The organism is Streptomyces sp. QH1-20 (genome assembly GCF_041283565.1).
In the GTDB taxonomy this organism is placed as follows: Bacteria; Actinomycetota; Actinomycetes; order Streptomycetales; family Streptomycetaceae; genus Streptomyces; species Streptomyces syringius.
The window spans coordinates 5513916-5534934 of sequence record NZ_CP166299.1 but is presented as its reverse complement, the minus strand read 5'-3'; the positions used below and the strand labels follow the sequence as shown (position 1 = coordinate 5534934).

The following is a 21019-nucleotide window of genomic DNA, read 5'->3' as shown; positions in this document are numbered from 1 at the left end:
CTCCGTCTGAGTCGTACGGCGCAGACGGAGGTCGAAGCGGCCTACCGTCAGCGGGACGGCTTCGGCGCCTCCCAGACGGGCCCGACGGAGAGGTACGTGGTGCGGTGGAGGAGGTCCCCGGCCCGGAGCTGCTGCGTCCCCCACTTCAGGCCGTCGTCCCGCGCCGTGTCCACGGCCTCCAGCGTGTGGAACGCCTCGGTGTCGATGATCAGCCGCCGGTGCCAGGTGTCGGCGTCCAGGTCGACGGCCGTGCCGACGCGCCCGGTGCTGTCCTTGACCCGCTCCGTCACCCGCACCCCGGGAATCCTGGTGAGGACCTTGAACAGCGCGGCCCGCAGCTCCGGTTCGGCGGGTGACCGGGCGAGCAGTTCTTCGACGCCGTCGAAGAGCCCCTCCTCGACCCCTTCCCCGGTGGCCTTCCCGACGAGCCGGGCCCGCAGCGCCGCCGGGTCGGTGGGCAGCGTCTCGAGCTCGCGCCACATGATCGGATTGCGGCCGACCATGTAGGCCGTCCCCGCCATCTCCACCGGCGTGTACTCCCGGACCGGACCGTCACCGAACTGCCCGCGGGTGCCGCTCCGGCTCAGCCAGACGGTCTCGTACGAGTCGTCCGGCCGCTGGGCGCTGGTCCGGTTCCACTGGTGGATCCGCACCTTCCAGTACGGTGCCGTCCCCGTCCGCTCCGCCGTCCGCTCCGCCGCCGGGGAGCTCTGCCCGTCCCCGGAGCCCGACCCGGGCTGGAACGCGACACCCAGCGCGATCGCCACGACCGCCGCCGCCGAGACCAGCGCGGGAAGGCGCCGCCGCCACGTATGCACCGGGACGACGGGGGCCACCGGCTCCCATTCGAGCTCGATGGCCTGCCCGTCCCCCTCCGCCCGGTCGGCCGCCGACCGCACCGCGGCCAGCGCCGCGGCGACGGCGTCCGCCGAGGGCGGCGCGACCTTGCCCGCGGCCTTCAGCCGCCCGGCACCGGGGAAATCGAGGAAGTCCGTGCCGTCCGTGTTCCTGTCCTGTCCGGTCATGCGAGGTCTCCTGTCAGGGAAAGCGGGGCGGAGGGGCCGAGCGCCGCGCGGAGCCGGGTGCGCGCCCGGTGCAGCCGGGATCTGGCCGTGCCGGCGGGGATGCCGACGACGGCCGCGGCCTCGGTGGGGCTGAGCTGCTCCCAGGCGATCAGGAGCAGCAGTTCCCGCTCCACGGCCGGCAGCTCGGCCAGGGTCCGGCGGATCAGCGGCGCGACCGCCGCCGCGTCCAGCCGCCGGTCGACGGCGTGCCATGGGTCGCTGCTCGCCTCGCCGACGAGCGCGGCGGCGGCCGCGGGCCGTTCCTGCCCGCGCCAGTGCGCGGCCAGCACATTGCGGGCCACGCCGAAGAGCCACGCCCGGACCGGCCCGCGGGCCGCGTCGTAGGTGCCGCGCCCCGCGTAGGCCCGCAGCCACGCCTCGGCCAGCAGATCGTCCGCCGCGCCGGGCGCCCGGCGCGCGAAATAGCCGTGCAGCGCCCTCGAATGGCGCTCCACGAGCGGTTCAAAGGCCGACGCGTCGGTTCCCGAGCGCGCCAGCACTTCCTCGTCGGTCGCCACGGACCTCCCCTTCCACGGGCCACGCCGTCCGCGGCCCCTCCCCCTTCTTGTGCCGGCCCCGCAAAAGCGTTCGCGGCGCCGGGAGCCGGTCGCGGGCGAGCACCCGGCGCGAAGGGGGCGCCCCTTGGCCATCGGCATCGGCATCGGCATCGGCGGGGAATCGCCGGGACGGAACGGTCCCGGACGCAGTGAAGGCCCGGCAGCTTGGCTGCCGGGCCTTCACCTTTTGTAGCGGGGACAGGATTTGAACCTGCGACCTCTGGGTTATGAGCCCAGCGAGCTACCGAGCTGCTCCACCCCGCGTCGGTAGGTTGAACAGTACGGCACCACACCGGATCGGCCCAATCGGTACCGGTCTCACGACACCGTTGCCTCATGGGAGAGGCCGCCGGTGGTGACCCGGAGCGCGGCTTCCAGCCGGTCGCGGGCCTCGGTCTGGGCGGCGATCCGTTCGTTGAGGACCGCCAGCCGTTCCAGCGCGACGCGCAGGCCCTTGTCCGACGGCGGGGCGGCGGTCACGTCGCCGTCCAGGCAGGGCAGGAAGACGCGCACGTCGTCGAGGGTGAGTCCGGCGGCCAGCAAGTAGCGGATGTTGCGGACCCGGACGACTGCTCGTTCGTCGTAGACGCGGTAGTCGTTGGCGGCCCGCTCGGAGGAGATCAGTCCGGCCTGCTCGTAGTGCCGCAGCGCACGGGCCGTCGTCCCGGTCGCCTTGGCCAGCTCGCCGATCCTCACTCGTTCCACCTCACGGGCCACTCCTATCACGCCACGACTGCCCCACCGTCGACCGGGAGGACGACCCCGGTGACGAACGACGCGGCCGGTGAGGCGAGCTGGGTGATGGCCCAGGCCACCTCCTCGGGCCGGCCGATCCGGCCGAGCGGGGTGTGGGCCAGCTGCCATTCCCGTACGGCGGCCATCGCCTCCGGCGTCAGGCCCTGGTGTTCGCCGATCGGGGTGTCGATCGCTCCGGGGGCGACCGCGGCCACGCGGATGCCGCGGGGTGCCAGCTCGACCGCCCAGCTGCGGGTCAGCAGCTCCAGCGCGGTCTTGGTCGCGGCGTAGAGCGAACTGCCGGGCCACGCCCGCTGCCCCACCGATGTGCTCACGTTGACGACCACGCCGCCGGCCGCCTCCAGGAGCGGCAGCGCGGCCTGGGTCAGCAGGACGGGGGCGATGAGGTTGGTGGCGAGCTGGGCCGTGATCGTCTCCGGGGTCAGCGTGCCGAGGGGGCCGCCGCGCACGATGCCGGCGTTGTTGACGAGGACGTCCAGCCGGCCGTGGGTCTCCAGCACGGCCCGGGCGATCCGCTCGGGCCCGTCCTCGGCGGTGATGTCGGCGGCGAGCGGCGTGATCCGGTCGTCCCCGGCAGCGGTCTCCCGCAGCGGTTCGGTCCGCCGTCCGATCGCGACCACGCGGGCGCCCTCGGCGGCGAAGGCGCGGGCGGTGGCCCGGCCGATCCCGGTGCCGGCTCCGGTGACGGCGACGACCCTGCTGTTCTGCGATGCGGTGCTGTTCATGCCGCCGATCGTGCAACCCTGCCGCCAACGGCAAGGTCAAACAGCGGGGTCGTCACCTGACCTCGGCCGTGGACGCGCTGTGCCCCGCACCCCACCGGGGCACGGGGCACAGCGGCCTTGTCGCAGGGTCAGACGCGCTCGTCCGCCCGCTCGTTGTCCTTCGCGGCCGGGGCCTCGGCCGGAGCGGCCTTCGTCGACTTGCCCGCGTCGCGCGGGAGCAGGGTGACGACCAGGACCGTGCCGACGCCGAGGATGATCGCGCCGATCATGCTGGTGTGGGCGACGGAGTCCGCGAACGCCTTGTGTACGGCTTCCACGACGGACTGCGCCTGCTGCGCACCGTACGCGGCCGCCTTCTCGGCGCCCATCTTGGGCGTGGCGCCGGCCGTGACCTGCTTGCCGACCTCCTTGGCGACGTACAGGCCCGCGCCGACCGAGTCCTGCGCGGCGGTCAGGGCCTTCTCCGGGAGCTTCGGGCCGCCGCCGGCCGCCACCTTCGCGGCGGTGTCGGCGAGGTTGGAGGAGTAGGTCTTGGCCAGCACCGTGCCGAGGATGGCGATGCCGAGCGAGCCGCCCATCTCGATGGAGGTGCTGTTGACCGCGCCGCCGACGCCGAGCTGGTCCTCGGGGAAGGAGCCCATGATGGCGTTGGTGCAGGGCGACAGGGACAGCCCGATGGCCAGGCCCAGGATCATCAGCGGCACGAGGAAGTCGCTGTACGTGGAGCCCGCGTCGACGCGTGTGAGCAGCGCGATCGCGATCGTGCCGACGGTCATGCCCAGCGCGACCGTGATCTTCATGCCGAACTTCGGCGTGAGGAAGGCGGTCAGCGCGCCGCCCACGAAGACGGCTCCGGCCAGCGGCAGCATGCGCACACCGGTGTCCAGCGGCGAGTAGCCGAGGACGAACTGCAGGTGCTGGGTGAGGTAGTAGAAGGCGCCGAAGACGGCGAGGAAGAACAGCGCGACGGCCAGCGTGGAGCCCGCGAAAGCGCGCTGCGCGAAACGGCGGACGTCCAGGATCGGGCGCGGGTGGCGCAGCTCCCAGAGGACGAAGCAGACCAGGCCGACGCCGGCGAGCACGGCGGCGGTGACGGCCTTGGCGCCCCAGCCGAAGTGCGGGCCCTCGATGATCATGTAGATCAGCGAGCCGACCCAGATGACGGAGAGCAGACCGCCGATGTAGTCGATCCTGTCGACGTCGGCCGCCTTGGACGGCGGCACGAGCAGCAGCGCGCCGACGATGCCGAGGGCGGCGATCGGCACGTTGATCAGGAACGTCGAGGCCCAGCCGTGGTCCTCCAGCAGCGCACCGGCGACCAGCGGGCCGACGGCGATGGCGAGGCCCGCGGTGGCGGTCCAGATGGTGATCGCCTTGGCCCGCTCGGCGCGCGGGAACGTGGCGGCGAGCAGCGACAGCGTGGCCGGCATGATCATGGCCGCGCCGACGCCCATCACGGCGCGGGCGGCGATGACGGCGCCCGAGCTGTCGACCAGCGAGCCCGCGACGGAGGCGGCGCCGAACACGAAGAGGCCGAGGACGAGCGCGCCACGGCGGCTGTACTTGTCACCGATCGCACCGAGGATCAGCATCAGCGCGGCGTAGGGGACGGTGTAGCCGTCGATCACCCATTGCAGGTCCGAACTGCCGAGGCCGAGGTCCTGGACCATGTCCGGGGCCGCCACCGTCAGCGACGTGTTCGCCATGACGATGATCAGCAGACTCAGGCACAGGACGGCCAGGGCAGGCCAGCGTCGCTTGTACGGACCATCCATCTCGTCGACCGGTGTCGACATCACGAGGCCCATCGGCCCCCCTTTCCAGATCTTGCACACTACTGTGCAATTACACACTGCTGTGCAATTTACGCGTCTGCCCAGCCGTGTGCAAAATGAACCCAGCGGACCGCCGCGAGTTCGTCGGTGACGTCCGGGGGACGCCCGATCGAGAAGAGAGCCAATGGCCGGCAGAGCCGACGCCAATCGCCGCCGCATCATGGACATCGCGCTCTCCGAGCTGCTGCGCGACGCGGACGCGAGCATGGATCAGATCGCGCGCGCGGCAGGCGTCGTCCGCCGCACGGTCTACGGACACTTCCCCAGCCGCGACGCGCTGATCGTCGCGCTCGTCGACGACGTGGCCGAAACGGTCGGCGCGGCCCACGCGGCGGCCCTGCACGGGGTGGACGACCCGGCCGAGGCGCTGGCCCGGTCGGTGCTGGCCGTCTGGGAGATCGCCGACGGCTACCGTCTGCTGATCTCGCTGGCCCAGCGCAGCGTCACGGTGGAGGGCATCCACCGGCGCCTGGAGCCGGTGCGCCTGGAGACCGCGACGGTGCTCCAGCGCGGCCTGGACGCCGGGCAGTTCACCTCGCCGCTGCCGGTCACGGCCCTGGCGTATGTACGCGAGCAGGTGATCTTCGGTCTGATGCAGGCCGTCAACGAGGGCCTGCTGGCCCCCGAGGACGCGGGCCGCTCCGCCGCGGTCACCGCCCTGGCCACCCTGGGCGTCCCCGTCGCCTCGGCCACCGAGCTGGTGGCGCGCATCCTGGCGGACGACGGCCCGGCGCACACCGAAAACGCCGCAGCGCCCGACGCGAGGGCGTCGGACGCTGCGGTGCCGGGAAGCGGGGACATTGGGGTGTAGGACTCCGGTCCACCCCGCCCTCCGGCGGCTTGGGGTGAGCGCTCGCGCTCACATCGGTGATCAGACCCCGGCGGGCTCCTTCGCGTCGTCGCGCTGCTCGGGCAGCTCCGGGCCGCCGTGCCCGTCGCCCACCAGCGTCGTCTCGTCGAACGGCAGCCGTCCGGCGAGGACTTCCCCGACCCGCTCCTTGTCGATCTCCTTGGTCCAGGTGCCGACCAGGACCGTGGCGACCGCATTGCCCGCGAAGTTCGTCAGGGCGCGCGCCTCGCTCATGAAGCGGTCGATGCCGACGATGAGGCCGACGCCGTCCACCAGCTCCGGGCGGTGCGACTGCAGACCGCCCGCGAGCGTCGCGAGTCCGGCACCCGTCACGCCCGCCGCACCCTTCGACGCGATGATCATGAAGACGAGCAGCGAGATCTGCTGCCCCACCGACAGCGGCTGTCCCATCGCCTCGGCCACGAACAGCGAGGACATCGTCAGATAGATGGCGGTGCCGTCGAGGTTGAAGGAGTAGCCGGTCGGCACGGTGATGCCGACGACCGGCTTGCTCACGCCCAGGTGCTCCATCTTCGCGATCAGGCGCGGCAGCGCCGACTCGGAGGAGGACGTGGAGAGGATGAGCAGGAACTCCCGGCCGAGGTACTTCAGCAGCGCGAAGATGTTCACCCCCGCCACCAGCCGCAGGATCGCGCCGAGCACCAGGAAGACGAAGAGCGCGCAGGTGACGTAGAAGCCGATCATGATGACGGCCAGGGACTTGAGCGCGTCCATGCCGGTCGCGCCGACGACCGCCGCGATGGCGCCGAAGGCGCCCACCGGCGCCGCCCACATGACCATCGCGAGGATCCGGAAGACCAGCCGCTGGATGTGCCCGATGCCGCGCAGCACCGGCTCGCCCGCCGGGCCCATGGCCTGCAGCGCGAAGCCCGCCAGCAGCGCTACCAGCAGGGTCTGGAGCACCTCGCCGCCGGTGAAGGCGGACACCATGGTGGTCGGGATGATCCCGAGCAGGAAGTCGGCCGTCGACTCGTGCGCGCCCTTGGCCTGGGCCTCGCCCGCGTGCCGGAGCGACTCCGTCAGCTGCAGCCCGCTGCCCGGCTCCAGGAGATTGCCGACGACCAGGCCGATGGCGAGCGCGACGGTGGACATGAGCAGGAAGTAACCGAGCGCGAGCCCCCCGACCGCGCCGACCTTCGCCGCCTTCCGCACCGAGCCGACGCCCAGCACGATCGTGCAGAAGATGATCGGGGAGATCATCATCTTGATCAGGTTCACGAAGCCGGTGCCGAGCGGCTTCAGCTCGACGGCCACCCCCGGGGCCGCGAAGCCCACCGCGATGCCGGCCAGCACCGCCGCGATCACCGCGAGATAGAGATAGTGCGTCCGGTCCGGCTTTCTGCGTGCCGTGTCCGTCGGCGGTGACTGCGCCGCTGCGCCTGCCATGGGGGGACTCCTCGTCGTCGCGGCTCGTGGGGGTGGTGACCCCTTCCTCCCGACGAGTGGGGTCCCGGCGACTATGCACCCCGCTGTGACCGTGGTCACGATTACGTGCATTACGTTCACGAACCCGCCGCAGTGCAGACTGTCCGCCATGCGCAAACCCCGCATACGTCGCCCCCACAGCCTGGCCGGCCGGCTCTTCGCGGTACAGATCGTGCTGGTCGCCGCCGTGGTGACCGGCTGCGCGGTCTTCGCGTACCTCACCGACCGCTCCCAGGCCGAGGCCGCCGCGCGCCGCCAGGTGACGGCGACGGCGACCGCCGTCGCCGCGTCCCCCGCCGTACGCGAATCCATCCGTTCGACGGACCCCACGTCCACGCTCCAGCCGTACGCCGAGCAGGTGCGCCGCGACACGGACGTCGACTTCGTGACGATCATGCGGCCGGACGGCAGCCGCTGGACCCACCCGGACTCCACCCGAATCGGTGAGCGCTTCCTCGGCCACACCCGCCCCGCGCTCGACGGCGTCACCTTCTCCGAGACCTACACCGGCACCCTGGGCCCGTCCGTACGGGCAGTCGCCCCGGTGCGCGACACCGACCAGCCCGACGGCCGGATCGTGGCGCTGGTCAGCGCGGGCATCAAGGTCGACTCGATCAGCGCGGACGTGCGCCGGCAGCTCACCGGGCTGCTCGGCGTCGCCCTCGCCGCGCTCACCCTCGGTGGCATCGGCACGTACCTCCTCAACGCCCGGCTGCGCCGGCACACGCACGGCATGAACGCCGCCGAGTTGAGCCGGATGCACGACTACCACCAGGCCGCGCTGCACGCGGTGCGCGAGGGGCTGCTGATGCTCGACGGGCGGAGGTGTGTGGCCCTCGTCAACGACGGCGGCCGTGAACTGCTCGGTCTGCACGGTGATGTCGTCGGCCGCCGCGTCGACGCGCTCGGTCTGCCGCCGGCCCTGACCGAGGCCCTGCTGGCCACCGAACCGCGCGTCGACGAGGTGCATCTGACCGCCGACCGGATCGTGGTCGTCAACACCTCGCCGGTCTCCGGCGGGGAACGGCGCGGCACGGTCGTCACCCTGCGGGACCACACCGAACTCCAGGCGCTGTCGGGGGAGCTGGACTCCGTGCGCGGCTTCGCGGAAGCGCTGCGCTCCCAGTCCCACGAGGCGGCGAACCGGCTGCACGCCGTGGTCTCGCTGATCGAACTCGGCCGTGCGGACGAGGCCGTCGACTTCGCGACGGCGGAACTCGAACTCGCGCAGGCCCTCACCGACCGGGTCATGGCCGCCGTCGCCGAACCGGTCCTCGCGGCCCTCCTCCTCGGCAAGGCCGCCCAGGCCAACGAACACGGCGTGGAGCTCCTCCTCACCCCCGACACCCGCATAGACGACGGCCTCCTCCCGCCCGCCCTCACGCCCCGCGACCTGGTCACGATCCTGGGCAACCTCATCGACAACGCCATGGACGCGTCCGCGTCGGAAGCGAACCGGCCTGCGGCCGAAGCCGGACCGACGGCCTTCGGTGCCGCCGGGTCCGAACCCGCACCCAGCGCGGGCGCGGCCACCGCCGAGCAGGCCGCGGTCTCCCAGCCCGGCCGGCCGGGCGCGCCCGACCCGGCTCGGCCGGAGGCGGGAAGCCACGGCACGGCAGCGCCGCAGGCGAACCCGGCGGGCGCGCCGGACGAACCGACATCCCGGCCGACGACACACACCGCGCCGCCGCAGACGCAACCGCACCCCCCACGGCCGGAGGCCCACGCGCCCGGCGCGGCAGCACAACACGCGGGCCGCGGCACCGGACTTCTCCTCGCGCCCGCGCATGCGACACCGCACGCGGCACACCGCCGCCCGCAGGTCACCGTGACCGTGCGGGCGGACGGCGGGGAGTTGCTGTTGCGGGTCGGGGACACCGGGCCCGGGGTGGCGGCGGAGGTGGTGGACGAGGTGTTCCGCCGGGGGTGGTCGACCAAGTCGGCCGGGCCCGCGCCGCACGGGCGTGGGCTCGGGCTGGCGCTGGTCCGGCAGGCCGCCCGGCGCAACGGCGGCACGGTCACGGTCGGCGAGTCCCCCGCCGGGGGCGCCGAGTTCACGGTCCGGCTGCCCCTGCTCGTCACCGCGAGTGCCACCGCGAGCGCATCCACGAGCGCATCCACGAGCGCATCCACCCCAGGAGCCACCCCATGAGCACGCCGCAGGCGACCCCACTCCCCATCCGGGTCCTCGTCGTCGAGGACGACCCCCTCGCCGCCGACGCGCACGCGCTCTACGTCGGGCGCGTACCCGGTTTCACCGTCGCCGGTGTCGTCCACTCGCGCGCGGACGCCTCGCAGTTCCTCAAGCGGACGGCCGTCGATCTGCTGCTGCTCGATCTGTACCTCCCCGACGGCCACGGGCTCCAGCTCGTGCGCTCGCTGCGCAGCGCCGGGCACACCGCCGACGTCATCGCGGTGACGTCGGCGCGCGATCTGGCCGTCGTCCGGGAGGGCGTCTCGCTGGGCGTCGTCCAGTACGTGCTGAAGCCCTTCACGTTCGCCACCCTCCGCGACCGGCTCGTCCGCTACGCGGAGTTCCGTGCCGTCGTCGGCGAGGCGAGCGGTCAGGACGAGGTGGACCGCGCGCTCGCCGCGCTGCGCGCCCCGCAACCCGCCGCGCTGCCCAAGGGGTTGAGCCTGGACACCCTCCAGGCGATCACCGAAGTGCTGCGCGGGGCGGGCCCCGAGGGCGTCTCCTCGGGCGCGGCCGCCGCCACCGTCGGGATCTCACGGATCACCGCCCGCCGCTACCTGGAACACCTGGTCACCGGCGGCCGGGCCGCCCGCGCCCCGCAGTACGGGCAGATCGGCCGGCCCGAACTGCGCTACCGCTGGCTGAGCCGGCGGTAGCGACGGTAACCGGCCCCGACGCGTGCGACGGCGCCAACCAGGGAACGTACGACTTCATCAGGCCGCCGACCGTCCATATCGAACGGACCGAGCGCTCACGGACGGCCGCCGGCCAGCCCACGAGGTTTGCAGGAGGTCGTGCCCGTGCGTCCCACCGCCCCTCTGCTCCTGGTCACAGCCCTCGCCGCGGCATCGCTCACCGCCTGTGGCGGGGGCTCCGGCGGCGACCCCGACACCGTGAAGGTCGCCTATCCGCGCAGCACCGACAACAAGGTGCGGATCATGGACGAGTACCTGGCCATGATCAAGAAGCAGTTCGAGCAGCGCCACAAGGGCAAGAAGCTCCGACTCGTCCCGATCCAGGCTTCGCAGGACGACTACTACACCAAGATCCAGCAGATGATGCGGTCGCCGAAGACGGCACCGGACGTGGTGCACGAGGACACCTTCCTCATCAACTCGGACATCAAGAGCGGCTATCTACGGCCCCTGGACGACAAGCTGGCGGCCTGGAAGGACTGGGCGCGGTACGCGGAGACCGCGAAGGCCTCGGCGAGAGCGGAGGACGGGAAAACCTACGGCGTCCCTGACGGCACGGACACCCGCGGCCTGTGGTTCAACAAGGAGATCTTCGCCAAGGCCGGGCTCCCCGCCGACTGGCAGCCGAAGAACTGGCAGGAGGTCCTGGACGCGGCCCGCACGGTCAAGCGGAAGGTCCCGGGCGTCATCCCCTTCAACATCTACACGGGCAAGGGGCCGGGCGAGGCGGCCGTCATGCAGGGCTTCGAGATGCTGCTGTACGGCACGGGGAAGGACCCCCTCTACGACCCGGCGGCGAAGAAGTGGGTGGCCGGCGGGAAGGGCTTCACCGACTCCCTGGAATTCGTCCGGACCGTCTACGGCGAGAAGCTCGGCCCCGACCCCGCCGACGCGCTGGATCCCAATGTCGGCACCCGCGTCACTGCCGAGTGGATCCCGGGCGGCAAGCTCGCCATCGCCCTCGACGGCAACTGGCTCGCCAAGAACTGGCTTCCCAAGGGCGCCCGGCCCTGGCCGCAGTGGTCGAAGGTGATGGGCCGGGCCGCCTTCCCGACCCGGGACGGCGCGGCACCGGGCAAGGTGAGTCTCTCCGGCGGCTGGACCTGGGCGATCGGTGCGAAGTCCACGAAGCCGGACCTGGCGTGGCAGCTCGTCGAGTTGCTGCAGACGAAGGAGAACGCGCTGGAGTGGACCGTGCGGGACGGGCAGATCGCCGTGCGGGACGACGTGGCGGCGGACCCGAGGTACCGGAAGTCGATGCCCGGCATCGATTTCTTCACCGGCCTGGTCGAGTACACCCACTACCGCCCCACCCTGCCCGTGTACCCGCAGGTGTCCGGGGCGATCGGGGAGGCCATGGAGTCGGTCACGACGGGCGACGCGACGGCGGCGGAGGCGGCCCGGGGCTATGACGAGCAGCTGAAGTCGATCGCGGGTGACGGCAACGTCCGGGACGGGGAGCGGTGACGGGCACGACGAGCGCACCGCCCGCCTCGCTCCCGGGCGGCGGACCCCGCCGGGCCGCCCGCTGGCTGCCGCTGGCCCCGGCGACGCTCCTGCTGCTGCTCTTCCTCGCCGGGCCGATCGCCTATTGCGTCTACCTCGCCTTCACCGACACCCAGCTGACCGGCCAGGCCTCGGCGTCCTTCGTCGGCCTCGCCAACTTCCGCCGTGCGTTCGGTGACGACGGCTTCCGCAACGCCGTCGTCCTCACCCTCCTCTTCACGGTCCTCTCCTCGATCGTGGGCCAGAACAGCCTCGGCTTCGCCCTCGCCGCCCTGATGCGGCGCGCGTCGAAGCCCGTGCGGTCCCTGACCGGCTCGGTCGTGATCGCCGCGTGGGTGCTCCCGGAGATCGTGGCGGGCTTCCTGCTCTACACCTTCTTCAACCGGCGCGGCACGCTGAACGCCGTGCTGGAGTGGCTCCATCTGCCCGCCCAGAACTGGCTGTTCACCCTGCCCATCCTCGCCGTCTCCTTCGCCAACGTCTGGCGCGGCACGGCCTTCTCCATGCTCGTCTACTCCGCCGCCCTCGCCGAGATCCCCCGGGACGTCACCGAGGCGGCCGAGGTGGACGGCGCGAGCGGCCTGCGCCGCTTCTGGCACATCACCCTGCCGATGATCCGGCGCTCGATCGGCACCAACCTCATGCTCAACACCCTCCAGACTCTGTCGGTCTTCGGTCTCATCTGGGCCATGACACGGGGCGGCCCCGGCAACCGCAGCCAGACGCTGCCGGTGTTCATGTACGACCAGGCGTTTTTGAAGTCGCTGATCGGCTACGGCACGGCGGTGGCGCTGCTGCTTCTGCTCGTGGGGGCAGTGTTCTCGGTGGTGTACCTGCGCATGATGCGGGAGGAGGTGTGACAGGGGATTGTCGGACCCCGCCCTTACGATCAGCGCATGGAAGGCACGTACCACCTACGCAATGTCCACAGCGGTCTGCTGCTGGAGGTCGCCGACGGTCGCAAGGGCAGCGGAGCCAATGTGCGGCAGGGCAAGGACGACGGCACGCCCGCGCAGTTGTGGCGGGTGAGCCCGGTGCACGCCGGCGGCGGCGTGCACCACCTGGAGAACGTGGGCAGCGGCAAGCGCCTGGACGTCACCGGCGCCTCCACGGAGAACGGGGCGAACGTCCAGCAGTGGAAGGCCAATAACTACGGCGCCCAGGAGTGGCTGATCGAGCAGCACCTGGACGCGCCGGGCACGGTCACCCTCGTCAACCACGTCAGCGGCCTCCTCCTGGAGGTCGCCGACGCGGGCACGGCCCCCGGGGACAACGTCCAGCAATGGGAGGACAAGGACAGCCCGGCCCAGTGGTGGCTCATGGAGCCGTTCAGCCCGTCCGGCGATTGAGGACGCGCCCGCAGGGCGCCCACCGCCGCAGGCGGCAGCACGGCCACGGCACGACACACCGCCGGCGGCAGAACGACCCGCCGTCGGCACGACAACCCGCACGGAGGTGCCATGCTCACCCGCCGCACCCGTCACCGTCTGGCCGCCGACCTCGCACTGCTCGCCGTGGCCGTCTCCTTCGCCGTTCCGCTCGTCTGGCTGCTGGTCTCCTCCGTCGACTCCGAGGCGGGGCTGCGCGTCGCCGTCCCCGCCTCGCCGACGACGGACAACTTCTCGGCGGTGCTGACCGACGAGATCACTTTCCGGCCGATGCTCAACAGCCTGCTGCTCTGCGGCGGGGCCACCGTCTTGACCATCGCGTGCGCCGCACTCGCCGCGTACCCCCTCTCCCGCTACCGGTCGCGCTTCAGCAGGCCGTATCTGATGGGCGTCCTGTTCACCACGTGCCTGCCGATCACCGCCGTCATGGTGCCGGTCTACGGGCTGTTCGTGCGGATCGACCTCATCGACACGGTGTACGGGACGGCCCTGTTCATGGCGACCGCCCAACTGCCCTTCGCGATCTGGCTGATGAAGAACTTCATGGACGGGGTCCCCACCGTCCTCGAGGAGGCCGCCTGGACGGACGGGGCGAGCCGGCTGCAGGCGCTGGTCAGGGTGATTCTGCCGCTGATGGGGCCGGGGATCACGGTCGTGATGATCTACAGCTTCATCATGATGTGGGGGAACTTCTTCGTCCCCTTCATGCTGCTGCTGTCCCCCGAGCAACTGCCCGCTTCGGTCAGTATCTTCACGTTCTTCGGCAATTACGGGCAGGTCGCCTACGGCCAGCTCGCCGCCTTTTCGATCCTCTACTCGACGCCCGTGATTCTGCTCTACGCCCTGATCTCCCGCCGTCTCGGCGGCGGCTTCGCCCTCGGCGGCGCCGTAAAGGGGTAGCCACGGTCGGGGTGGCCCTGCCAGTGACCTGCGAAAAGCCCCCCGGGCATGGAAAGGCCCCGCCGTCCGTGCCCAGACGGCGGGGCGTGCCACCCGATGTCGGATGGCCGGCCCTGAATCTCCCCCGTTAACCCAAGGCCGGGTCCGCGGACCGCGCCGGCCTGTCCCGAAACCGATGTGGGATTTGCCGACGCCTTGACTGCGAACAAGCAGAACGGTACTAACGGGGCCACCCGTCGGCTACTCGCGAAACGCGGCTGTCGGCCGGATAACGCGGTCATCCCGGGAGGAAGCCCGATGAGTGAATCCGACGCGGGATCCATCAGTCCCGATAGCCCCAATGACCTCATTAACAACAGCAATATGCGCACGCTCGTGCTCAGCAACGATCTCGACGAAACGCAGGAAGCCATCAGCTCCGCGTACAGCCCGTACCGGCTGAGCTGTCTGGGCGATCCCGAGGACTTCTCCGCCTGGTACGCGGAAGGCGGCTTCCCGGGGGTCACCCTCTCGGGGCTCCAGTACGGCGCCGAGACGCTCGTGGACCCCCAGCCCCTCGGCTCGTACCTCCTGGTCTGCCGGCTCGTGAACGGCGGGGTCCGGGTGTCCTCGCCGGGCCGCGAGGAGCGGTTCGTCGGCACGGGCCAGACCTATGTGCTCGACCCGTACCGCAAGTTCCAGGTGCACTGGACCCCGGGCGCCCGGATGACGACCGTGCGCCTCTCCCGGGAGACCGTGGAGCAGGCCGCGGCCGACGCGCTCGGCGTCGAGGGGCCCGTCCGGGCGCGGTTCACGCTGGAGGGCACGGTCTCCGGGAAGGCCGCCAGGAGTTGGGAGGGGATCTCCGAGGCCGTGCACCGGGAAGTGCTCGGCGAGGGCATCGCGCGCAACAGCCCCATCCTGGCGTCCCATCTGACCCAGACGACGGCCGCGATGCTCATGGAGACCCACCATCTGGTCACGGCGGGCATCGACGCGCGGCGCACCGGCGTCGTCGCGCATCCCGCCGTGCGCCGGGTCATGGCCCTGGCCGAGGAGCGGGCGGACGAGCCGCTCACCCTGACCGAGCTCGCGGCGGTGGCGCGGTGCAGCCCACGCGCGCTGCAGGAGGCCTTCCGCCGGTATCTGGACACCACGCCGCTGGGCTATTTACGCGAGGTCCGGCTGGGCCGGGCCCACGAGGAGCTCGTCGCCGCGCAGGGGAACGGGGACGTCACCGTCTCGGACGTCGCCTACCGTTGGGGTTTCTCCAACCTGGGCCGGTTCGCGGCCTATTACCAGCAGCGGTACGGCCATGCGCCGTCCCACACGCTGCGTACGTGAGCCGCACGGCCACGTCGCACGAGCAGCGCGAGCAACATCAGCAACACGAGCAGCGCAAGAGAGGCACCACCGACATGACCTACCAGCAGCCCGAGCCCCTGGCGTTCACCGCCGGGCGGCTCACCGGGCGCGTCATATTCGTGACCGGAGCGTCCAGCGGCATCGGTGCCGCGGCCGTACGCCGGTTCGCCGCCGAGGGCGCGCTCGTCGCCGCTGCCGCCCGCCGCGCCGACCGCGTCGAGGCGCTCGCCGCGGAGCTGCGCGCGGCGGGGCACGAGGTGCTGGGCCTGGAGTGCGACGTGACGGACGAGCGGTCGGTGGCCGACGCCGTCGCCGGGACCGTGCGCGCCTTCGGCCGGCTCGACGGGGCGTTCAACAACGCGGGGGCGGGCGGCGCGCGGGCGCGGCTGCACGAGCTGGACACGGATCACTTCGACACGGTCATGGCCACGAACGTACGTGGCGTCTTCCTCTCCATGAAGCATCAGATTCCGGCCATGCTCGACAGCGGCGGCGGGTCCGTCGTGATCTCCTCGTCGGTGGCCGGCCTGGTGGGCAGTGCGCTGAACACCGACTACTCCACCAGCAAGCACGCCCTCACCGGTCTCGTGAAGTGCGCCGCGCTGGACTACGCCCGGGACAACATCCGGGTCAACGCCATCGCGCCCGGGCCGACCCGCTCGGAGATGTTCGACCGCTGGATGCCGACGGACGAGGCGCGGGCCGCGCTGGCCGACCGCTTCCCGATGAACTACGTCGCCGACCCGGACGACATGGCACGGGCCGCGCTCTTCCTCCTCTCCGACGAGTCCCGCTGGACGACGGGCACGGTGCTGCCCTGCGAGGGCGGTCTCACCGCCGGCTGACCGCACCCGGCTCCTCGGTCCTTGAGGATGACGGTGTCCGTCTGAAGGACTACGGCCGAGCACCCCCACGGACCTAAAGTCCGACGCCGGGTTCAAGCCGTACGGCTGAGGCGGCGGCGGGTTGCGGCTCAGAGAATTGGAAGCGTTGATTCCCCCCGGTCTCGACGTCTCGACCTTGTCGGCCGGTCGGTCGCCCCTTCCTTACCGACCTCGTCGGCCTTCTCGACGCATCCCGCCCCTCCGGAGGAGCCCCCGTGTCCCATGCGACGCCTTTTCCCGTTTCGTCCGCCCCCCACGCGCCCCACGGCTCCATCGCCGCCCGCGCCACCGACCTGAGCAAGGTCTACGGGCAGGGCGAGACCCGGGTGGCCGCCCTGGACTCGGTCTCCGTCGAGTTCCGCCGTGCGGAGTTCACGGCGATCATGGGCCCGTCCGGTTCCGGCAAGTCGACGCTCATGCACTGCATGGCGGGCCTGGACTCCGTCTCCTCCGGTTCCACCCGGATCGGTGACGTGGAGCTGGCCTCCCTCGGTGACCGGCAGCTGACCCGGCTCCGCCGCGACAGGATCGGCTTCATCTTCCAGGCGTTCAATCTGCTGCCGACGCTGACCGCGCTGGAGAACATCACGCTGCCGATGGACATCGCGGGCCGTAAGGCGGACCGTGCCTGGCTGGAGCAGATCGTGACGACGCTCGGCCTGTCCGGCCGGCTCGCGCACCGCCCCAGCCAGCTCTCCGGCGGCCAGCAGCAGCGCGTCGCGGTGGCCCGCGCGCTGGCCTCCCGCCCCGAGATCATCTTCGCGGACGAGCCGACCGGCAATCTCGACTCCCGCTCCGGCGCCGAGCTGCTGGGCTTCCTGCACGAATCGGTACGGGCCCTGGAGCAGACGGTCGTCATGGTCACCCACGACCCCGTCGCCGCCTCCTACGCGGACCGCGTGATCTTCCTGGCCGACGGGCACATCGTCGACGAACTGCGCGAGCCCACCGCCGACGCGGTGCTGGACCGCATGAAGCGCTTCGACGCGAAGGGCCGCACGAGCTGAGGCCGTACGAGCCGAGCAGCGGACGGCCCGCGTTCCCCGAGGCCGCGTCCCCCGCGCCCGAGTCCGCCCGGCCGTAGGCGCTGACCACCCGCGCCCGCGTCCGTAGCCGCCGAACGCCCGCACGCGGCGACGCCCGGCCCCCTCGCCACCGCCACCCGACTTCCCCCCGCCCCTCATCAGGGCGTGGGAATCCCACCCTGGACCCGCCATGTTCCGTACCGCCCTGCGCAATCTCCTCGCGCACAAAGCCCGGCTGATGATGACCGCCCTCGCGGTCCTCCTCGGCACCGCCTTCGTCTCCGGCACGCTCGTCTTCAGCGACTCCGTCGGCAGCGCCTACCGCGACAAGACGTCCAGGAGCCTGGACGACGTCGCCGTCTCCGTGACGGGGTTCGGCCCTACCAAGACCGATGCGCGCGGGCACCGCCAAGTCCTCGACGACAAGATGGTCGCCACCGTCCGCGCGCTTCCCGGCGTGACGTCCGTACGCCCCTCGGTCGTCGGCGTCGCCACGGTCGCCGACAAGAACAACGACCCCGCGGGCAGCGAGTGGGGCAGCAGCGCCGCCAACTACGTCGCGGGCAAGGACGGCAAGGACAGCCGATACCCGCTGCTCAAGGGCCGGGGCCCGGCCGCCGCGGGCGAGATCGCCCTGGATGTGAAGACCGCCGGCAAGACGGGCGCCAAGATCGGCGACACCGTCCGGCTGGCCGTCGACGGCCCGGTGATGACGAAGAAGCTCGTCGGCATCGTGGAGACCGACGACCCGCGCGTGAGCGCGGGCGGCAGCCTCGCGCTGTTCGACACCCCGACGGCGCAGAAACTCTTCGGCAGGCCGGGCGAGTACGGCGAGCTCGTCGTCTCCGCCACCCCGGGCACCGACCAGAACGAGCTGACCCGCAAGGTCGGGGCCATCCTGCCGGAGGAGGGCTTCAAGGCCCAGAGCGGCAAGCAGCTGGCGGCCGAGGAGTCCAAGCTCATCGACGAGCAGACCAGCTCGATCCGGAACACCTTCCTGGTCTTCGCGGGCATCTCCCTCTTCGTCGGCATCTTCATCATCGCCAACACCTTCACCATGCTCATCGCCCAGCGCAGCCGTGAGATCGCCCTGCTGCGCGCGGTCGGTGCCTCCCGCCGCCAGGTCGTGCGCTCGGTGATGATCGAGGCCGGGCTGCTGGGCCTCGTCGCCTCCGCCGTCGGCTTCGTGCTGGGCCTCGGCATCGCCACGGGCCTGTGGTCGGTGCTGAACTCGTCCGGCGCCGCGCTGCCCGAAGGCCCGCTGGTCATCGAGCCGACGGCCGCGCTGTCCGCTCTCGCCGTCGGCGTCGTCGTGACCGTGCTGGCCGCGTGGCTGCCCTCCCGCAAGGCCGCGAAGATCGCCCCCGTCGAGGCGCTGTCGGCCGTGGACCAGGCGCCGACCACCCGAAGCCTCGTCGTCCGCAATTCCATCGGCGCGGCCCTGACCGCGCTGGGCGTGGCCGTCATGCTGTACGTGACCACGCTGCGCGACAGCGGTGGTCTGACGACCGCCATGGCCGGCTCGGCCCTGACCCTCGCGGGCGTCATCGTGCTGGCCCCGCTGCTCTCCCGCCCGTTCGTGAACCTCTTCGGCCGCCTCGCCGTCCGGCTCTTCGGCGTCAGCGGCAAGCTCGCCACCCAGAACGCGCTGCGCAACCCGCGCCGCACGGCCGCCACCGCCTCCGCGCTGATGATCGGCCTGACCCTGATCACGGGTCTGACGGTGGCCGCGGTCTCGGCGAACCAGGGCATGGACAAGATGGGTGCCCAGGACCTGACGGCCGACTACAAGGTCTCGTCGAACAGCTACCTCGGCCTCTCCCCCGACGTCGCCAAGAAGCTCGCCGAACAGCCCGGCGTCACCGCCTCGGTGCCCATGCGGATGACCGGCTTCCAGTCGAAGGGCGAACCGGCGGGGATCCGGGCGACGGACCTCTCCAAGCTCTCCCAGGTCACCGACCTGAAGATCACCGGCGGCTCGCTCTCCGAGGTGCGCGGCACGACCGCCGTCGCGGTGGCCGAGGACTACGCGAAGAAGAACCGCCTGGCGGTCGGCTCCACCCTCCCCATGGACTTCTACGACGGCAAGAAGGCCACCCCGCGCGTCGTCGCGGTCTACGCCGAGAACGACGTCCTCGCCGATGTCCTCGCCGCCCCGGCCCTCGTGGATCCGCACCTGGAGAAGGTCCGTGACGACGAGGTGCTGATCAAGGCCGCCCCCGGCCGGGCGGGCAGCCTGCCCGGCAAGATCAAGGAGACGCTGGGCGGCAACCCGATCATCAAGGTCCAGAGCCAGGACGACCTGCGGCGCTCCGAGGCGGGCGACATCGACGACATCCTCTACCTGATGTACGGGCTGCTGGGCATGGCCGTCGTCATCGCGGTCATCGGCGTCGTCAACACCCTCGCGATGTCGGTCTTCGAGCGGACCCGCGAGATCGGGATGCTGCGCGCGATCGGCCTGGCCCGCACCGGGATCAAGCAGATGGTGCGGCTGGAGTCCGTGATGATCTCGATGTTCGGCGCGGTGCTCGGCGTCGGCGTGGGCATCTTCCTGGCCTGGTCGGGCGGCCATCTGCTGCGGTCCTCGTTCCCGCAGTACGAGATGGTCGTGCCGTGGGCCCGGATCGGCCTGTTCCTGCTGCTCGCCCTCGTCGTCGGCGTCCTGGCCGCGGTCTGGCCGGCCCGCAGGGCGGCGAAGCTGAACATGCTGGAGTCGATCGGGGCGCAGTAACCGGGGCCCCGGGTACGCAAACGCCGGGCGGGCTGGAGAAATCCAGCCCGCCCGGCGTGTGTGCGTTTTCCTGGCCGGCCCCTAGAAGACCGACTCCGCCTCGTCCATCCGGTTCTCCGGGACTCGCTTCAGCTCGGTGACGGCCTGCGCGAGCGGCACCATCGTGATGTCCGTGCCGCGCAGCGCGGTCATCTTGCCGAAGTCGCCGCGGTGGGCGGCCTCGACGGCGTGCCAGCCGAAGCGGGTGGCGAGGACGCGGTCGTAGGCGGTCGGCGTGCCGCCGCGCTGGACGTGGCCGAGGATGACCGGGCGGGCCTCCTTGCCGAGGCGCTTCTCGAGCTCGACGGCGAGCTTCGTGCCGATGCCGGCGAAGCGCTCGTGGCCGAACTGGTCTATGGCGCCCTTGGCGTAGTCCATGGACCCCTCGGCGGGGTGCGCGCCCTCGGCGACGCAGATGACGGCGAACTTCTTGCCGCGGGAGAAGCGCTCCTCGACCATCGAGACCAGGTCGGCGACGTCGAAGGGGCGCTCCGGGAGGCAGATGCCGTGGGCGCCGCCGGCCATGCCGGACTCCAGGGCGATCCAGCCCGCGTGGCGGCCCATGACCTCGACGACCATGACGCGCTGGTGCGACTCGGCGGTGGTCTTCAGCCGGTCGATGGCCTCGGTGGCCACGCCGACGGCGGTGTCGAAGCCGAAGGTGCGGTCGGTGGCGGAGATGTCGTTGTCGATGGTCTTCGGGACACCGACGACGGGCATGCCCGCGTCCGACAGCATCCGGGCGGCGGTCAGTGTGCCCTCGCCGCCGATGGGAATGAGGACGTCGATGCCGTATTCACGGGAGAAGTCCTGGGCGCTCTCGCACGCCTCGCGCAGCCGGGCGCGCTCGAGGCGCGCGGAGCCGAGGATGGTGCCGCCCCGGGCCAGGATGCCGCTCACGGCGTCGAGGTCGAGCTTGCGGAACCGGCCGTCGAGAAGGCCCTTGAAGCCGTCCTCGAAGCCGATGACCTCGTCGTTGTGGCCGACGAGTGCCCGGTGCACCACCGAGCGGATGACAGCGTTCAGGCCGGGGCAGTCGCCGCCTGCGGTGAGGACTCCGATGCGCATCGTGCTGTT

The 21019-nt window shown here is 71.6% G+C and carries 18 protein-coding genes and 1 tRNA gene; 11 read left to right on the top strand and 8 right to left on the bottom strand.

What is annotated here, in order from left to right:
* Positions 1 to 47: 47 nt before the first annotated feature.
* From AB8O64_RS25280 to AB8O64_RS25255, 6 genes are all read right to left on the bottom strand, one after another.
* On the bottom strand, positions 48 to 1025 hold the full coding sequence (locus AB8O64_RS25280) for a hypothetical protein (protein WP_370421581.1): 978 nt from the start codon (positions 1023 to 1025) through the stop codon (positions 48 to 50).
* Positions 1022 to 1582 carry an RNA polymerase sigma factor gene (locus AB8O64_RS25275; protein WP_370421580.1) on the bottom strand — a complete coding sequence of 187 codons (561 nt, stop codon included), beginning with the start codon at positions 1580 to 1582 and terminating at the stop codon, positions 1022 to 1024. The genes AB8O64_RS25280 and AB8O64_RS25275 overlap by 4 nt, the downstream gene beginning before the upstream one ends.
* A gap of 229 nt (positions 1583 to 1811) precedes the next feature.
* Positions 1812 to 1885, bottom strand: a tRNA-Met gene (locus AB8O64_RS25270).
* A 54-nt stretch (positions 1886 to 1939) separates the two neighbouring features.
* Complete coding sequence (locus AB8O64_RS25265; RefSeq protein ID WP_370423963.1) at positions 1940 to 2317, bottom strand: MerR family transcriptional regulator; 378 nt, start codon at positions 2315 to 2317, stop codon at positions 1940 to 1942.
* Between the two features lie 26 nt (positions 2318 to 2343).
* Positions 2344 to 3102 carry an SDR family NAD(P)-dependent oxidoreductase gene (locus tag AB8O64_RS25260; RefSeq protein WP_370421579.1) on the bottom strand — a complete coding sequence of 253 codons (759 nt, stop codon included), beginning with the start codon at positions 3100 to 3102 and terminating at the stop codon, positions 2344 to 2346.
* A gap of 128 nt (positions 3103 to 3230) precedes the next feature.
* Positions 3231 to 4910 carry an MFS transporter gene (locus AB8O64_RS25255; protein ID WP_370421578.1) on the bottom strand — a complete coding sequence of 560 codons (1680 nt, stop codon included), beginning with the start codon at positions 4908 to 4910 and terminating at the stop codon, positions 3231 to 3233.
* Between the two features lie 151 nt (positions 4911 to 5061).
* On the opposite strand from AB8O64_RS25255, the gene AB8O64_RS25250 reads away from it, so the two are divergent.
* Positions 5062 to 5748 (top strand): TetR/AcrR family transcriptional regulator, encoded by a 687-nt coding sequence (locus AB8O64_RS25250; protein WP_370421577.1) that lies wholly within the window; start codon positions 5062 to 5064, stop codon positions 5746 to 5748.
* Between the two features lie 60 nt (positions 5749 to 5808).
* On the opposite strand, the gene AB8O64_RS25245 is transcribed toward AB8O64_RS25250, so the two are convergent.
* A complete protein-coding gene (locus tag AB8O64_RS25245; protein ID WP_370421575.1) occupies positions 5809 to 7194 on the bottom strand; it encodes a cation:dicarboxylate symporter family transporter in 1386 nt (461 codons plus the stop codon).
* A gap of 148 nt (positions 7195 to 7342) precedes the next feature.
* Here AB8O64_RS25245 and AB8O64_RS25240 point away from each other — a divergent pair, with 148 nt between their 5' ends.
* The 10 genes from AB8O64_RS25240 to AB8O64_RS25195 all read left to right on the top strand — a co-directional run bounded on the left by AB8O64_RS25240 (position 7343) and on the right by AB8O64_RS25195 (position 19903).
* Positions 7343 to 9385 carry an ATP-binding protein gene (locus AB8O64_RS25240; RefSeq protein ID WP_370421574.1) on the top strand — a complete coding sequence of 681 codons (2043 nt, stop codon included), beginning with the start codon at positions 7343 to 7345 and terminating at the stop codon, positions 9383 to 9385.
* A complete protein-coding gene (locus AB8O64_RS25235) occupies positions 9382 to 10083 on the top strand; it encodes a response regulator (protein WP_370421572.1) in 702 nt (233 codons plus the stop codon). The genes AB8O64_RS25240 and AB8O64_RS25235 overlap by 4 nt, the downstream gene beginning before the upstream one ends.
* Positions 10084 to 10227: 144 nt before the next feature.
* Positions 10228 to 11589, top strand: coding sequence for an extracellular solute-binding protein (locus AB8O64_RS25230; RefSeq protein WP_370421571.1), 1362 nt, complete (start codon positions 10228 to 10230; stop codon positions 11587 to 11589).
* Positions 11586 to 12488 (top strand): carbohydrate ABC transporter permease, encoded by a 903-nt coding sequence (locus tag AB8O64_RS25225; protein WP_370421570.1) that lies wholly within the window; start codon positions 11586 to 11588, stop codon positions 12486 to 12488. The genes AB8O64_RS25230 and AB8O64_RS25225 overlap by 4 nt, the downstream gene beginning before the upstream one ends.
* 36 nt (positions 12489 to 12524) lie before the next feature.
* A complete protein-coding gene (locus AB8O64_RS25220; protein WP_370421568.1) occupies positions 12525 to 12977 on the top strand; it encodes an RICIN domain-containing protein in 453 nt (150 codons plus the stop codon).
* 111 nt (positions 12978 to 13088) lie between these two features.
* Positions 13089 to 13916: a carbohydrate ABC transporter permease gene (locus AB8O64_RS25215; protein ID WP_370421566.1), complete on the top strand. Its 828-nt coding sequence runs from the start codon at positions 13089 to 13091 to the stop codon at positions 13914 to 13916.
* A 297-nt stretch (positions 13917 to 14213) separates the two neighbouring features.
* Positions 14214 to 15239 (top strand): AraC family transcriptional regulator, encoded by a 1026-nt coding sequence (locus AB8O64_RS25210; RefSeq protein ID WP_370421564.1) that lies wholly within the window; start codon positions 14214 to 14216, stop codon positions 15237 to 15239.
* Positions 15236 to 16105, top strand: coding sequence for an SDR family NAD(P)-dependent oxidoreductase (locus AB8O64_RS25205; RefSeq protein ID WP_370421563.1), 870 nt, complete (start codon positions 15236 to 15238; stop codon positions 16103 to 16105). The genes AB8O64_RS25210 and AB8O64_RS25205 overlap by 4 nt, the downstream gene beginning before the upstream one ends.
* 254 nt (positions 16106 to 16359) lie before the next feature.
* Positions 16360 to 17151 (top strand): ABC transporter ATP-binding protein, encoded by a 792-nt coding sequence (locus tag AB8O64_RS25200; protein WP_370421561.1) that lies wholly within the window; start codon positions 16360 to 16362, stop codon positions 17149 to 17151.
* A 208-nt stretch (positions 17152 to 17359) separates the two neighbouring features.
* Positions 17360 to 19903 (top strand): ABC transporter permease, encoded by a 2544-nt coding sequence (locus AB8O64_RS25195; RefSeq protein ID WP_370421560.1) that lies wholly within the window; start codon positions 17360 to 17362, stop codon positions 19901 to 19903.
* An 81-nt stretch (positions 19904 to 19984) separates the two neighbouring features.
* Here the strand turns inward: AB8O64_RS25195 and AB8O64_RS25190 are convergent, their stop codons facing one another.
* Entirely contained in the window at positions 19985 to 21010 is a 1026-nt protein-coding gene (locus AB8O64_RS25190) for an ATP-dependent 6-phosphofructokinase (protein ID WP_370421558.1), read from the bottom strand.
* Positions 21011 to 21019 lie beyond the last annotated feature (9 nt).

What these genes read in the sequence shown, in the direction of transcription:
- AB8O64_RS25255 (WP_370421578.1), bottom strand. Translation starts at nt 4,910, where the DNA reads ATGGGCCTCGTGATGTCGACACCGGTCGACGAGATGGATGGTCCGTAC.
- AB8O64_RS25195 (WP_370421560.1), top strand. Translation starts at nt 17,360, where the DNA reads ATGTTCCGTACCGCCCTGCGCAATCTCCTCGCGCACAAAGCCCGGCTG.
- AB8O64_RS25215 (WP_370421566.1), top strand. Translation starts at nt 13,089, where the DNA reads ATGCTCACCCGCCGCACCCGTCACCGTCTGGCCGCCGACCTCGCACTG.
- AB8O64_RS25240 (WP_370421574.1), top strand. Translation starts at nt 7,343, where the DNA reads ATGCGCAAACCCCGCATACGTCGCCCCCACAGCCTGGCCGGCCGGCTC.
- AB8O64_RS25250 (WP_370421577.1), top strand. Translation starts at nt 5,062, where the DNA reads ATGGCCGGCAGAGCCGACGCCAATCGCCGCCGCATCATGGACATCGCG.
- AB8O64_RS25280 (WP_370421581.1), bottom strand. Translation starts at nt 1,025, where the DNA reads ATGACCGGACAGGACAGGAACACGGACGGCACGGACTTCCTCGATTTC.
- AB8O64_RS25190 (WP_370421558.1), bottom strand. Translation starts at nt 21,010, where the DNA reads ATGCGCATCGGAGTCCTCACCGCAGGCGGCGACTGCCCCGGCCTGAAC.
- AB8O64_RS25245 (WP_370421575.1), bottom strand. Translation starts at nt 7,194, where the DNA reads ATGGCAGGCGCAGCGGCGCAGTCACCGCCGACGGACACGGCACGCAGA.
- AB8O64_RS25220 (WP_370421568.1), top strand. Translation starts at nt 12,525, where the DNA reads ATGGAAGGCACGTACCACCTACGCAATGTCCACAGCGGTCTGCTGCTG.
- AB8O64_RS25260 (WP_370421579.1), bottom strand. Translation starts at nt 3,102, where the DNA reads ATGAACAGCACCGCATCGCAGAACAGCAGGGTCGTCGCCGTCACCGGA.
- AB8O64_RS25235 (WP_370421572.1), top strand. Translation starts at nt 9,382, where the DNA reads ATGAGCACGCCGCAGGCGACCCCACTCCCCATCCGGGTCCTCGTCGTC.
- AB8O64_RS25210 (WP_370421564.1), top strand. Translation starts at nt 14,214, where the DNA reads ATGAGTGAATCCGACGCGGGATCCATCAGTCCCGATAGCCCCAATGAC.